The sequence below is a fragment of the Paenibacillus pabuli genome, from assembly GCF_039831995.1.
In the GTDB taxonomy this organism is placed as follows: Bacteria; Bacillota; Bacilli; order Paenibacillales; family Paenibacillaceae; genus Paenibacillus; species Paenibacillus pabuli_C.
In genome coordinates, this window is sequence record NZ_JBDOIO010000005.1 from 1,086,353 (window position 1) to 1,100,771 (window position 14,419).

The 14,419-nt window shown below is 47.2% G+C and carries 12 protein-coding genes; 6 read left to right on the plus strand and 6 right to left on the minus strand.

Annotated elements, in window-relative coordinates; all coding sequences use genetic code 11:
- Positions 1 to 111: 111 nt before the first annotated feature.
- From nikB to ABGV42_RS31640, 5 genes are read left to right on the plus strand one after another with little or no spacing between them, the layout of a single operon-like run.
- Positions 112 to 1,050, plus strand: a complete 939-nt coding sequence (gene nikB, locus ABGV42_RS31620; RefSeq protein ID WP_347385203.1) for a nickel ABC transporter permease — start codon at positions 112 to 114, stop codon at positions 1,048 to 1,050.
- A complete protein-coding gene (gene nikC / locus ABGV42_RS31625) occupies positions 1,051 to 1,884 on the plus strand; it encodes a nickel transporter permease (RefSeq protein WP_347385204.1) in 834 nt (277 codons plus the stop codon).
- Between the two features lie 14 nt (positions 1,885 to 1,898).
- Positions 1,899 to 3,494 carry an ABC transporter substrate-binding protein gene (locus ABGV42_RS31630; protein ID WP_347385205.1) on the plus strand — a complete coding sequence of 532 codons (1,596 nt, stop codon included), beginning with the start codon at positions 1,899 to 1,901 and terminating at the stop codon, positions 3,492 to 3,494.
- Positions 3,494 to 4,291 (plus strand): ABC transporter ATP-binding protein, encoded by a 798-nt coding sequence (locus tag ABGV42_RS31635; RefSeq protein ID WP_347385206.1) that lies wholly within the window; start codon positions 3,494 to 3,496, stop codon positions 4,289 to 4,291. Before ABGV42_RS31630 ends, ABGV42_RS31635 begins: the two co-directional genes overlap by 1 nt.
- Positions 4,281 to 5,111, plus strand: a complete 831-nt coding sequence (locus ABGV42_RS31640) for an ABC transporter ATP-binding protein (RefSeq protein WP_347385207.1) — start codon at positions 4,281 to 4,283, stop codon at positions 5,109 to 5,111. Before ABGV42_RS31635 ends, ABGV42_RS31640 begins: the two co-directional genes overlap by 11 nt.
- 212 nt (positions 5,112 to 5,323) lie before the next feature.
- Here the strand turns inward: ABGV42_RS31640 and ABGV42_RS31645 are convergent, their stop codons facing one another.
- The 6 genes from ABGV42_RS31645 to ABGV42_RS31670 all read right to left on the minus strand — a co-directional run bounded on the left by ABGV42_RS31645 (position 5,324) and on the right by ABGV42_RS31670 (position 13,506).
- Entirely contained in the window at positions 5,324 to 8,227 is a 2,904-nt protein-coding gene (locus ABGV42_RS31645) for a DUF5704 domain-containing protein (RefSeq protein ID WP_347385208.1), read from the minus strand.
- Between the two features lie 477 nt (positions 8,228 to 8,704).
- Positions 8,705 to 9,982: an S-layer homology domain-containing protein gene (locus ABGV42_RS31650; RefSeq protein WP_347385209.1), complete on the minus strand. Its 1,278-nt coding sequence runs from the start codon at positions 9,980 to 9,982 to the stop codon at positions 8,705 to 8,707.
- Positions 9,983 to 10,433: 451 nt separating this feature from the next.
- Positions 10,434 to 11,066, minus strand: a complete 633-nt coding sequence (udk, locus tag ABGV42_RS31655; protein ID WP_095293127.1) for a uridine kinase — start codon at positions 11,064 to 11,066, stop codon at positions 10,434 to 10,436.
- 192 nt (positions 11,067 to 11,258) lie between these two features.
- Positions 11,259 to 11,834, minus strand: coding sequence for a VanZ family protein (locus ABGV42_RS31660; protein ID WP_347385210.1), 576 nt, complete (start codon positions 11,832 to 11,834; stop codon positions 11,259 to 11,261).
- A gap of 33 nt (positions 11,835 to 11,867) precedes the next feature.
- Entirely contained in the window at positions 11,868 to 12,989 is a 1,122-nt protein-coding gene (locus tag ABGV42_RS31665; RefSeq protein WP_347385211.1) for a DUF4179 domain-containing protein, read from the minus strand.
- Positions 12,973 to 13,506 (minus strand): RNA polymerase sigma factor, encoded by a 534-nt coding sequence (locus tag ABGV42_RS31670; RefSeq protein WP_347385212.1) that lies wholly within the window; start codon positions 13,504 to 13,506, stop codon positions 12,973 to 12,975. The genes ABGV42_RS31665 and ABGV42_RS31670 overlap by 17 nt, the downstream gene beginning before the upstream one ends.
- 345 nt (positions 13,507 to 13,851) lie before the next feature.
- Here ABGV42_RS31670 and ABGV42_RS31675 point away from each other — a divergent pair, with 345 nt between their 5' ends.
- Positions 13,852 to 14,337, plus strand: coding sequence for a hypothetical protein (locus tag ABGV42_RS31675; RefSeq protein WP_347385258.1), 486 nt, complete (start codon positions 13,852 to 13,854; stop codon positions 14,335 to 14,337).
- The last annotated feature ends 82 nt before the right edge of the window (positions 14,338 to 14,419 follow it).

Consider the following 14,419-nt stretch of genomic DNA (forward strand, 5'->3'; position numbering starts at 1 on the left):
AAAATCTGTCTATTTAAGACGTCCTTATCCGGTATTTGCGGAGAGAGACGTCTTTTTTGATATGCATGGACAAGTCACAGTGGGGGGTAATTGGGAGAGGATGTCAGACATGTGAGCAGATATATCGTTAAAAGATTCATTCAACTGGCAGCCGTGTTATTCGGCATTTCGTTTCTGACATTTCTGCTGACCTACCTGTCTCCAGGGGACCCGGCAAGGCTTATGCTCATGTCTACCGGGGTCACTCCGTCGGACGAATTGGTTCAGCAGGTACGTCTCCAGCTGGGGCTGGATCAGCCATTTTGGATACGCTATGGAACCTGGCTGGGACAGGTGCTTACCGGAGATTTCGGAACGTCCTATAAATACGACAGGCCTGTGCTCGACATTCTGCTGTCCAGGCTTCCAGCCACGCTTCGGCTAACAGGAAGTGCCCTGCTGCTGGTCATTCTGATTGCGTTTCCACTGGGTATTTTGTCGGCCGTCTACAGAAACAACGTGCTGGATTACGTCATACGCCTGTTTTCGTTTGCCGGGTTGTCCATGCCCAGCTTTTGGCTGGGCATGCTGCTTATGCTGGTATTTGGAGTACAGCTCAAGCTGCTGCCTGTCATGGGAAGTTCGGGCTGGAACAGCCTGATATTGCCGGCATGCACACTGGCGTTACCACTGATCGCCCAATATATCAGGCAGATCCGTACAGTGATTCTGGAAGAGATGTCCCAGAACTATGTAACGGGGGCCAGAGCCAGAGGCGTGAAGGAGAGAGTCATTATGATGCAACATATTCTACCCAATATATTATTGCCCATCGTTACGCTCATGGGCATGTCTACTGGCGCACTGCTGGGGGGAGCAGCCATTGTGGAAAGTTTGTTTGTATGGCCGGGTGTAGGACAGATGGCGGTCGATGCCATCTTTACAAGGGACTATCCCCTGATTCAGGGCTACGTCATCTGGATGGCAACCATCTATGTATTGCTGAATCTGATTGTTGATCTCTGGACACATCTGCATGACCCGCGGATTCGACTGGACGTGGATGTCTAGATGAGAGAATTTAAGCTTATTTTGACACAGCATCGCTGGTTCACGTTTCTATGTTCACTGACCCTCCTCTGGGTCATTCTCGCCATGATTGCGCCACTGCTCGCACCGCATGATCCACTGGCAACGAATTTTGCCAAGGTACTGCAGCCAGCCAGTTCGGAGTATCCGCTTGGAACCGATCAGCTTGGACGCTGCGTGTTATCCCGTATCCTTTACGGGGCCAGGACGTCGCTTCTGCTTACATTTATGATGATCGGAATTGTATTTGTACTTGGTGTAGCCATTGGTGTTATCGCAGGTTTTGCCCGTGGTCTGACGGATACAGTGCTGATGCGGTTATCCGATACGCTGATGGCCTTTCCAGGATTAATCTTCGCTATCGCCGTAGTGGGGATGCTGGGGCCAGGCCTATTTAATACGGTAATTGCCCTGGCTGTTGTCTGGTGGGCGAAGTATGCACGACTGGCAAGAAGTCTAGTGATCTCGCTTCAGCAAAAGGAGTATGTCGCTGCGGCAGCCTTCAGCGGTGCGCGAAAGATTCAGATTATCACCAGAACCATCCTGCCCAACACGCTGTCTCCTCTCATCGTCATGGCGATGATGGATGTGGGCGGCATGATGTTATCCATCTCAGGCCTGTCCTTTTTGGGGCTGGGTGCTCAACCTCCTGAACCGGAGTGGGGGGCAATGTTGAATGAAGGCAGACGATATTTGCAGACAGCTCCGTGGCTGTTGATTTATCCGGGATTTGCGATTTTTTGCACGGTGATCATTTTTAATTTGCTGGGCGACAGTCTGAGGGATGTGCTGGATCCCAAGAAAAAAGCAGCTTAACAGGAGGAACGGGAATGAATTCGAGATATGGAAAAACGCTAACGCTTACCATACTGTCATTATTGATCTTATGTATTATCGCGGCATGTGGCCAAACCACATCCAACACTTCTACCTCGTCACCAGCAGGTGATCGGACGGCTGAGAAGGATAAGGACAGTTCAGGTGCGCCGACTCATCTAAATGTAGCCCTGTTCTGGCTTGGCAGCAATCTGGATCCGGCAGAAGATTGGAATGGCTGGACCCTTACACGGGCAGCGATTGGAGAGACCTTGATTCAATTCGATGAGAATATGAAATTGGTACCGAAGATTGCGGATAGCTGGGATCGTATCGATGATACGACTTGGCATTTTCATATCCGGGACGGCGTAACGTTCCATAACGGCAATAAGGTCACGGCAGATGTAGTGAAGAAGTCCATTGAACGTTCCATGGAGCTGAATGAGAGAGGACAATCGACCTTACCGGTGGCTTCCATGACCGCAGAAGGTCAGGATCTTACCATCCAAACAACGGAGCCATATGCATCCCTGCTTGGTAATATTGCTGAACCCTTGTTTGTGATTGTGGATACGAGTGCAGATACATCGAAATTCAAGAGCGAACCCATCGCCACAGGGCCATTTATGGTAACAAGCTATACCCCGGATCAGGAAATTCAGGTGAAAAAATATGACGGATACTGGGACGGCGCAGCCGATGTGGACACCATTACATTTAAATACATCAAGGATGACAGCACGCGTGCGCTTGCATTGCAGTCGGGTGAGATCGATGTAGCCAGTAACGTGGGACGAAGCAGCTTGGCCTTGTTCCAGGATCAGAGTCAATACACCATTGATGAGATCCCGAGCCTGCGTACGCAGTTTGTATGGTTTAATACGAAAAACCCGCTGCTGAATGAGCCGGATGTACGCCGTGCAATCTCCTACGGGATTGACCGTGAGATGTATGCAAATACACTGGTGGGCGGTCAGGCGGCCAAAGGACCTTTTACCTCGGCTCTGCCTTTTGGCTATGATCAGGTCAAGGGATATAACTACGAACCGGAGACAGCCAAGAAGCTGTTGGATGAGGCTGGTTACGAGGATATAGATGGGGACGGTATTCGGGAAAAAGACGGACAAAAGCTAACGCTCCAATTGATTCTCAATTCGGCTTACGAATCGGATTCCATTGTGGCTGCTGCGATGCAGTCCCAACTGAAGGAGATTGGGGTTAATCTGGAAATGACCTCTTACGAGGATCTGACTGATCATCAAAAAAGCGGGAACTACGATCTCGCTCTGACCAGTATTAATACGGGCATTACCGGAGATCCCCAGTATATTCTCGACTTTTATTTCAAAACGGGAGCGGAGTGGAACATCGGTGGATATAGCAATCCGAAGCTGGATGCGGTGATTCAGCAGCTGCATTCCGAATTCGATGTGGAGAAAAGATATGAACTGGCTGCAGAAGCGCAGCAGATGATCCTGGATGATGCGGCATACATGTTTATTACCTATACTCCAATTAACATTGTGAGCAAAAGTTCTGTGCAGGGTGCGACGATGTATCCGATTGACTTTTATCTCCTGGATCGCAATATCCAGGTTGGGCAATAATGAGCACCTTACTTGGTGTGGATCGGCTTTCTGTAGCGTACAGGAGCGGTTCACCCGCACTGCAGAATGTATCGTTTGCAATGAACGCCGGGGAGATTGTCGGAATCGTGGGCGAAAGCGGAAGTGGTAAATCGACGCTGCTTCGAGCTTTGCTAGGTATGCTGCCAGACGGCGGCCAGTATACGGGTGGAGACGTTATTTTTCAGGGAAAATCAATATTGAGTTATTCGCAGAGGGATTGGGGCGGTATACGCGGCAGGCGGATGGCCATGATTTTTCAGGATAGCGGTTCGTATCTGAATCCCATTCGCCAAGTAGGAAGTCAGTACATTGAGGCGATCCGTACACATTATGAACTATCGAAAAAAGCTGCCTATGTCATGGCGGTGGACATGCTCTCACAGATGGGATTGGATGACCCCGAGCGGATGATGAATATGTACCCCGGCCAGCTTAGCGGAGGCATGAAGCAGCGAACGGCAATTGCCATGGCGGTAACGATGGAGCCAGAACTGCTGCTTGCCGATGAACCGACCAGTGCGCTGGATGTAACCACTCAGGTTGAAGTGATCAAGCGATTGACCAACCTTCGGGCAAGGCAGGGAACGGGGATGATCATTGTGACGCACAACATTGCGGTTGCAGCCCATATGGCAGACCACATCGGTGTGATGCAGAACGGGTCTTTGGTTGAGTTTGGACAAACTTCAAGCATAATTACAAGTCCACGTCATGCTTATACCCGCGAATTGCTAGCTGCAGTACCTGAATTGGAGGGGAATACCGATGGGAAATGAAAGGACGCCTGTGCTGGAACTGAGGAACTTGAGTAAAACCTACGAATCCAGGGGCCAGGGAGCCCATTCAGCTTTGCAATCGATCAACCTGAAACTGTATCCGGGAGAATGTCTGGGAATTGTAGGTGAGAGCGGAAGTGGCAAAAGCACCTTGGCCAAATGCGTGACCCATCTGGAAAAGGCAACCTCCGGGCAGATCATTTATCGTCAGCAGGATATTACACTGATAAGAGGAGAGGCTTTGCGGCTGCAGCGCAAGCAGATTCAGATGGTTTTTCAGGAACCTTCGGCGATTTTCAATCCCCGCATGAGGGTGGGATCGTTTATTCTTGAGCCTTTATTGAACTATAAACTGATCAAGCGCAGGCAGGCTGAAAAGGAGATTCACCGTTTACTGGAGCTGGTGGGATTGCCTGCTGCTATGGCTGACAAGTATCCACACGAAATCAGTGGTGGGGAGCTGCAGCGAGTGGTTATTGCCCGGGCGATCGGAGTGCAGCCGGATGTGATTATATTTGATGAGGCTACCTCGGCACTCGATGTTTCCATTCAGCAGCAAATTTTGAATCTGTTGGTCCGATTGCGTGAAGAGACAGGGATTTCGTGTATATTCATATCGCATGACCTGGCTGTGGTGCAGCAGGTTAGCGATCGCACTGCGGTTATGTACAAGGGAGAGATCGTTGAAGTGTTGGAAAGTGCGCAGCTGAATCGTGCAGCCAGTCATCCCTATACGCGGAACTTAATGGCTTCGGTGTTGTCGGTGAAAGAGATCAAGAATAAGATGCGGGAGTATGCCCTGCAAGGCATCACGGGCTGAGTTGGTAAGGTGTATCGTGGTTTTTATAATTAAGCGAAGAAAAAGGATTATTCCGGGTCATGGTAGTGACATTCGGAGTAATCCTTTTACTGTATAAGGACTATAAGAAATGATGAACTGATGTTGAAAAGTACTAGAAGGTACGCAAACAACCAATGTACGCAAGCATAGGGAACTAAGCCGAGTATTGAGCGCCGTCTACTGTCTCTATTTTAATGTGGCACTTGGGATTGGAAGTCGTTTCGACTCGACCGATTGGCATGGTAGAAGACAACATCCCCGTCTTGGATGGGCCAAGTATTGCCTTCAGTATCGACCGGATTGTTCTGAAAACCCTCCATCTGCCACTGATTCATCAGAGGTGCATAGATGTACTGGAGATGAGGCGCGTCAGTATCGCCATTTCGTAGACTTTCAATATTGAAGTTGACTACGATATACCCATTTCTCAGAAACACTGCGGACTTTTCATCCAACTCATTTTGTCTCGCAAGTGGCTCCATATCCGTGCCTTTCGGCACGGCATATACATCAGCTGGCAGGCTGTATTCTCCATACCAGTGCTGGATGGCTGCATTTGCCCGATCCAAGTTAACGCCTTGCGGGATGTCCGTTTTGGGTCCGATCAATGTACGAATGGATGAGGGCAGGATCATCCAATCATAACGTCCCACCCACGTTTTCTGGTGCGAGATCTGATCGACGAAACGAACCATGTATTCTGCCAGTGTGCCTTGGCTCTGCTCCTCATTGGTCAGTTCATAGGTGTATCGATAACGGGCGGTATCGCCCATTTCGGTACCAGGAACATTTCGTAAACGGGCATTCAGAACCACAAAGCGTTTCTCCAAATCCTGTGCAGATCCGATACGTATAAACCTTTCCTGTCCTCTGTGGTAATACAGATCTACCTCCTGCCTAGAGGTACCATCCTCATTCACAAAATGAAAAGTTGGCGTAATCCGAACACCATCCTGCTCACCAAACATATTACCTTTCGTTTTGAGGTCAAACTTGATATGGTACCCGGTTTTTACAGCCACATTTTTGAATCCCTGTATTGGATGGCTGCCTGGACGAATGGGCAGTACGAAAGGTGCCAGGTTGCCACGAGGGTCACCATCTATACGATTCAAGCCTGTCCAATAGCTGACTCCCGTTGGCTCCGGGCTGCCTGGCTGCTTTCGAAAAACATTTTCCCAGTTATAGTCCGAAATGTCGGTGACATGAAAATCGTATAGCCTACCGATGACTTCGACTGGAACCATATCGGCAGCTACGTGATGGGGCAGGTTGGTATTGGCATCCTGCTGTTCGGTAAAGTTGGAGGGTGCGTTCTCCGCGATATTGCGGAACTCAACCTCATAGTTGCCCTCGTCTACCCATACCGGGAGGTAAAAGCTGGTGTCGAGCTGGTTTACCGGGATATCCACCCAGGTTTTGGCCGGAATAAACTGACTTCTGTCCGCATTGTAGACATCGAAGGGGAATTTCACCTGTTTAATCCGAAAATATTTGGCATAGTCCCGGTTGCCATAACCGGGGTAACCTGCTGCGTCCAAATGCTGACCAGTCGTTGGTATACGTACAATAAATGGACGTTCCAGAATGAGTGCTGACCGGGTTAGATCCGGAGTCGTCTTCTGATTATGAGCCTGATCATCCGATACCAGGGCGTAGTTTACGACAGGGGTGTGCACGGTAACGGTGTTAATGCCGTTAATCGGGAAATCCTTGTTGGCGCCGCCATTTACATTCCCGGGCAGCAGATCGTAATAAATGGTACCGGAACTTGGTGTGTTTTCTTTGTTGACGAGCGTATTACTGATCATGTTATTTGGCTTATACAGGACATCCTGGCCAATGGTTGTAGGGTTAGGAATATTGGATGGCGTAGGTCCATCCTTGGTCGCCTCTGCATCGTCCATAATCTTGGTATTGTTGAATATGACCGAGTCATTATTCACTTTCGCCTGAGGGGTGTTGGACTCAGCCATTCCCTTCAAACGCGATGTATCATCCGGCACATCTGGAGGTGCATTCAGCCCGCCTGTTAATTTGGGTGGGGTATAGGAGATAGACGTTGTTTGCCCTGGTCTGACGTGGCTCTCCACGTTGTCATCATTTTTGGACACCAAAGTTGGCGGTGTATATCCGGATGGAGTCATGGTGACCAGTTCACCCGGCAGGGCATAGTTCTTCATGGTCGCTTTTGCGATCTTGTACACTTCAAGATTGTTGATTTTCCAGTACGAGTAGTCCCGTGTAATCTGGAAATTGTATGGTTTGGTTACTGTGTCATTGGCTGGAACAGGTGGTCCATCCGTACAGCCATCCTCGGTACAGATATCAGGGCCCGGTACAGTCCATTCCCTGTCATAGGATAGCGTGACACTGCAATCATACGTAACTTTGCCCAACATTTTCGCCCAGGCCTGCTTGAAGAGATAGTTGTCAGCAAATGCATTGGTATACAGTGACTCAGAAGTAGGGATTCCTCTTAGTACATTGAATGCCTCATTCCCTCTGTTATCCGACTTTATTACACCGTTGGCATTTGGATCAAGGTCACTCATGCTCATGATGGTCCCTGTAGATGGTGGCCCGATTGTCGGTGAACATCCAACACCACTGCCGCCCCCATTGCCTCCGCCACCCCCATTCCCGGGATCCTCATCTACACCAATCGTTGTGGTTGTCGTTAATTGGAAGTCGTCTTTTTCCCACAGTACGGTGATGGTGGTAGTACCCCTGCTTACGGCTTGGACTAGCCCTGAATTACTAACGGTTGCAACACCAGGGTTGGAGGAAGTCCAGGTCATGCGCCCATTACCGCTATTTACATTGGTTTCAGCACCAAAGCTTCTATCACCGGTTTTGGTCTTTACGGTTGCATTTAATTGCTTGGATTGGTTAATGCTGAGTTGGCCGCCATTGGTGAGATTGATTTCTTTGGTGATCTCGGCTAGAGCTTTCCAGTATAAATCTGTGTTGAATTGATAATCCGCATTCCATTTGGGAGGATTATATTCTTCTGTTTTAATTGGTGGAATAGCACCACCAATTTGTGTGGTGAATTTTGTTCTACGGCCAGTAAATGATTCAACAGAAACCAAGATAGGCTCTCCTGGTTCATAGTAAGCTGTATTATCCATGTAATGAGGCTCATTAGATCTATCAGTAATTTCTGCATTGGAGCGCTTTTCCCCGGCTTTATCATAGTAATCGGTCGGAATGTAAACATCTTTATTCAAGTCAAGGTCGACACAGACTGTTGAGGAAACCGGAAGGTTATTGATAGGGTCGTTTTCTAGTTCGATGTTGTTGCACTGACCATCAACTTTCCATCTAAGACTATCAACCTGGTAAATATATACACCAATGTTGGTCTTTTTTGTCCCCTCAACAGGAATGACCTTTTTTTGCGATTTTGCAGGGGTAGGAGGCTCCATATGAAATGACTCCAATACAGGTTTGACACCTGGCCCCCCACCTGCATGGACTTGGGTTACTGAAGATAACAATAAAACCAATGACAGAACGATCAATATAGCTTTTTTAAAAAATACTTCTTGCCCCAATATTTATCCCCTCTAATCTGTGGCTATTACGCTGTAGGTAGGACCTTCTTTGGCGACAAGGCTTACATCGGAAATCAACTCCTTATCGAAATGTAAAAGCCCTCTACTCCAATAGACCGGATTATTAACAGTGAATACACCTCTACTTTTAGTGACATCATTAATACTAGGCCCACCATATAGAGTAAATGCATCTGATCTTGGAGAATTCATAGGATTAATTGTCGCTGAGTTCAGTAAACTTCCAGCTTGAAGTGAAGTCATAGTTTTACTTTTCACGTTCAATTCAAGTTCTGCAAAAGAATAGTATGCTCCCCTTAAAAGAGTGAATCCTTCGTCTACAAAAACAGGATAATAAATACTTCTTTCTGCACCCTTCGCAAAGGTATTAACAATAATCCAATTCTTTATCTTGAGGTCAGCATAATTTGTATCGGTAATAATATTTTTGTTCCGAACTTTTGAAAAGTCATCTGTAACCTCACTGTAATCAACGTTCGGTGAAATCTTCCTTTCTGGTGTTTTCTTATACTTAGGAGCAATAATGCTCAAATTCGTCCCAGTCAAACCAACTTGGCGAAGCTCACTTAACCCTTTGAAGTCCGAAGGCTTCGTTTTCGCCACACTTGCATAACGAGCGATCAGAACAGCAACCTCGGCCCTTGTCGTTGTGCGATCCGTTCCAAAGTTCTTATCGTTAGCCACACTCATCAACCCTGTACCCAGAGCAACAGCGACAGCATTTTTTTGACTGCCTGCCAGTTTTCCAGTGAAGTATTCTTTCGCAGGTATCACAGTATTGGTTACATCAGACAGAGCTTGTTTGTAATCCGAATCAACCACGGAAAGCCCCTGTGCCAGCCAGGTCGCCATTTCACCCCGTGTTAGAGAAGCTTTAGCATCGAGTTTTCCATTGTAGTTAGCAGGGCTGATGAAGCCTTTGGCGATCGCGGCAGATACGCCGCTTTTTGCCCATTCAGGGACATCTGTGAAGTTATTAGCTTCTTGTATGGCTGCATTAGGCTGATCGGTTAGTCGTCCGAGAATACTAGCCATTTCGGCCTTGGTCACTGGTGAGCCTGGTTTGAATGTCCCGTCCGCATACCCCTGGAAGAATCCCTGTTCAACTGCGGAGTTGATCGCTGCAGCCGCCCAGTGTGTCGAAGGGACATCTTTGAATTTTAGCGTAGCTTGAGCGGCTTCTACTGAACCCCCGATACTTCCTGAGCCTATCACGCCCCCTGTAAGCAAAGCCAATGCCGCAACTCCGGTTAGAATCATTTTCTTCATGAATACTGCTCCTTTCTAATTTCAACTCCTGGTTGTGGTTATGTACTTGATACTACTAGATACTAAATTTGTAATAATCATCAATATTCTACCATGTATAACTGGGTATTTGGTATTATTTCTCAATATTAATGTTCCGAATTATGGTTTAAAACCCCTCCTCTAGACCCATCCAACCTCCCAAAACATAAAAAAAGGCCACGAATCCGTAGATTCATAGCCTTATGCTTTAAGGTAGAAGATCTAAATATTTGGTTACCAAGCTCATATATTTCAAGGATAACCCATTTTCACCCATTTGAAAAGAGAGAAACAGAATAATACCAAAAATCCAGACTGCACCAACGCAGCCTGGATTTCAGTTGAATTTACCTTGAAAGTGTAGCCGATCCGTGCCTACTTCTCTCAAACCAGAAGAGGCAACGGCTAACGATTCTACATTAGATATCTTCTATGCGCCGTTCCATTTCTCTCCGGTCAGGTACTTCTCGGTCAAAATAGACAACATCTGAATGCCGACTTCGTTATGTCCACCTTCGGGGATAATAATGTCCGCGTACTTTTTGGAAGGCTCGATAAAGGCATCGTGCATTGGTTTGACGGTTTCGAGATATTGTTTGTAAACGGATTGAATCGTACGTCCACGTTCCTCCATATCCCGCAACACTCTCCGAAGAATGCGAACATCGGAATCGGTATCGACAAATACCTTGATGTCCAGCAGGGCACGTAGATGTTCGTCGATGAGCACATGAAGGCCTTCTACAATAACGATATGGTTCGGTGCGAGTTCAACCGTCTCATTGGCAGCACGGTTATCTATGGTGAAGTCATATACGGGAGCATATGCCGTTTGTCCTTGCTTCAGCAGGGTAAGATGCTCAATCAACAGATCATTGTCGAATGCAAACGGATGATCGTAATTGGTGAGTCGACGCTGCTCTGGAGTGAGCTGTGATTGATCTTTGTAATAATTGTCCTGGGATATAAACGTCACTTTGCCTGATCCAAGACGGTCGATGACGGAGCGAGCTACCGTCGTTTTACCGGAGCCGGTCCCTCCGGCGATACCAATAATGAGCATGGTTGTTCCATAAACCTCCCTAGATTGGCAGCATGATCAGTAGATGGAGAGCGTCAAAAATGAGCTCTATCTGCATGTCTGTCTGCGAATACACAATTCCTCAATTGTATCACAGCTTGCTGACTTTTTCATCTTAAGGAACAGACCATGTTTTGCCTTTCGGGAGGCATACTCATTTTCAGATTTAAGATTCTAACGCATAGTAGAGCGCTTGTGCCCTCGCATCGTCCAGGGAAGAATCAGGTTCTGGCCAATCAGGCGAATGAGCAGACCAAGAATAACAAAACCAAGCACACTTCCTGCCGTATTTGCAATTAGATCATTGATATCGGTTGAGCGGCCATTCCCCAGAGTAATCCGGATCACAAGCTGCAATATTTCAATAGAAAAACTTAACATTAGGCCAGCCGCTGCCGCTTTGCGTATCGAGTCAACTGAAGGTTTCAAAAGAGGAAGCAAGAACCCCAGCGGCATAAACAGCACTATGTTCAGAAGGAAGCTTGGCGCATCCGCAGTCAGCAGCGGAACCCATTGAAGGTTCTTGTACCAGGGTGTCTGGTTGGCATAGATTCCGATGTTCACATCGATTGGGAAAAATACAAAATGCAACACGCCCAGCATGTATATAGCGAAAGTCAGCATCAGCATATACTGTTTGCTGGTATATCTAACTTTGCTCACCCTGGCGTGGATCACCAGAGCGAGCAGAGTCAGAATGAATAGTGGACCAAGGACACTTATAGATGAAATGGTAAATTGAATGGACATGCGATGACCCCTTTGCAAGGAAATGAGTTCGAGCTATTGGAGCTGAATTTTCATTTCCATTCCCTGAATAAATTGATTGTCTTTGACCTCTTCGGTAAAGTCATCTTTCACTTCAAAAGGTTTCACTACCAGGTATTTTACATCCTTCGCTGTTGTCGCATATATGCTTTCCCATTTCAACTGGTTATCTTCATATATACCCTCGCCGCTGAGTGCAGTCAGTTGCCGACCTTGATCATCATAGATGGCAAACCTGATGTCCTGCAGCTGTTCTTTTTCTTTGGCAGTCAACGTTTCTTTTCCATTCAAACCGATGGCGGCAGTTAAGCGTGTTGTGATAGGAGTAACCTCGGCTTTCGTAACAGTGGCCGTAAACAAGTCATTCTCCATGAGGGTATCAGGCTGAACCTTGTAGGTGTCTGTTGTTGATTTGGTAAAAGGAACGGTTAACTCAAATTCATGATCCAGGCCTTGCAGCGTCAACTTAACCTTGGCATCGAACTGATCCGGGAATTCGCCTTTGTGATCCGCAGGAATGACCTGTTCAAAAAGCAAGGTATCGGGCTCGTTCGCCCCGGCTGAACTATAGAACAGACCACCATCTGGGCTAAACCCATTTACATCGAGGAAAACGTTGTCGACTCCGCTGCTCAGCTTCACAATGTCCTTGCCGTTATCATACATGCCCTGATTTAGGTTGGGAGCCGTGACATGAACCAGAAATGCTGCGCGTGTGCCATCGTATACCGTTTCCAACACCTTGAATTTTACATCCTGATAAGCAAAGGAACTGTTTACTGGAGTAGTCAAACCTTCGCTACCCGCTGTTCTCAGACCCATATCCGCTTCAATTGAGCTGAAGAGGCTGCCTACGAGCGGAATGTTGCGCAAAGAATCAGCCATGGCTGGAGACACAAATCCGGATGCAAATACAGTAACACCTAATACACCTGCGGCAACGGCTGCCGCTGCGGTACGGCGCAGTCCTTTGTTTACCCGTCGCGGACGCTGAGCCTGTTCACTGTCCAGCTGGCGGGGTGATTCGGGAAGGGACTCCAGTGTGGCATCAATTCGAGTGCGTACAAGATTAGACATGGCAGGGCGCTCCTTTGCTTGTTTTTTTAACTCCTGATCAATATTAAATGGGTTTGACATGCAGTTTTACCTCCCGAAAGTTTTTGAATTTTTGATATAGTTCCTGCCGTGCCCGGCTAAGTCTCATTTTTACCGCGCTCTCGGATATATTCAGCGTATCCGCTACCTGACGCAGGGTTAGATCTTCAAAATAATGCAGCACAATGACAATTCGTTTCGATTCTTCCAGTCGATCAACGGCTTCTCTCATATCCACCTCATCGTAGGGGCTGGAGACTTCCTGCTTGGCAGGCACCTCTGCATATGATGTGGAGAGGGAGAGACGGGAGAGCATGGTATTACATTCGTTGATGAGGATGCGGAACATCCAGGTTTTGAAATACTGGGGTTCACGAAGCGTATGCATGGATTTATAAGCTTTCAGGATCGTCTCCTGAATGGCATCAGCCACGTCCTCCTCTTTTCGCAGCATGGATTTTGCTGTATTGTATAGGGAATTTTCAATTTCTCGGATGAGCCTGATAAAGGCGTCACGATCTCCCTGAATAGCTTGGTTGACGAGATCGGTCGGGTCCATGGATAACAGCTCCTTTCTTGGGATACGGGATAACAGCTCCCCGCTTGGTTTTTACATGAATTAGACTTTTGGTGGGCTAATATGGTCACAATTATTTTTTTAAAAGGAAATGTGGTTGCTTAATATGGACGCTTGGGAACGGACTGTACCCTTCAGATGGATTGGAGATAGTCCGTAGACGGGGAAGAGGTGGCCTTTCGTACAAAGTTCGTATGAGTACTTAGCTGGTGTATCAATTTTGTCTCAATATTTCTGGTTTGGGTTGAAGGATCTAGGTCCTTTGATATAATGATGTCGAATAATGTCCGTTATGTAACTTTAACGGGATTATTACAATCCAAGGAGGTGATACTTTTGAAAAGAAAAGGTAGATTTATTTCTTCTGTTGTTATGGCATCCATTACGGCAGTATCGGTTGGTTCTTTTGCTTTTACAGAAAGTACATATGCGTCTTCAATAACCCAGTCACCATCGGGTATCTCATCTATTGATTTGCAGGGAATGGACCTGGAAACCGCACTTATGGCTGTTCAGCAACAACGTTCTGCGTTGATTGAGTCACAGCTGCAAACCCAGCTGGAAGCAGTGCAGAGTCGCAATGCAGCGATTGCGGAACTGAATGGGAAGCTTGCTCAAGCGATCGAAAGTGGGGATTTCGAGCTGGTGCAGTCTCTCAAAAACCAAATTGACGCTCTCTCCAGCTCCCAACAGATGGACATGCTGCGTCTGCAATCCTTGTCCAACAAGCGTAATGAGGCGTTTGACGTGATGACGAACTTTATCAAAAAAATGCAGGATTCCAGATCATCCATCATCGGCAACATGCGTTAATCTACAACTTTTTATCTGATCCATTGTGGTCAATGGAAGGTCATGAGGTATAACAGAAAAAGCGAAGTTCTCGACATAGCGT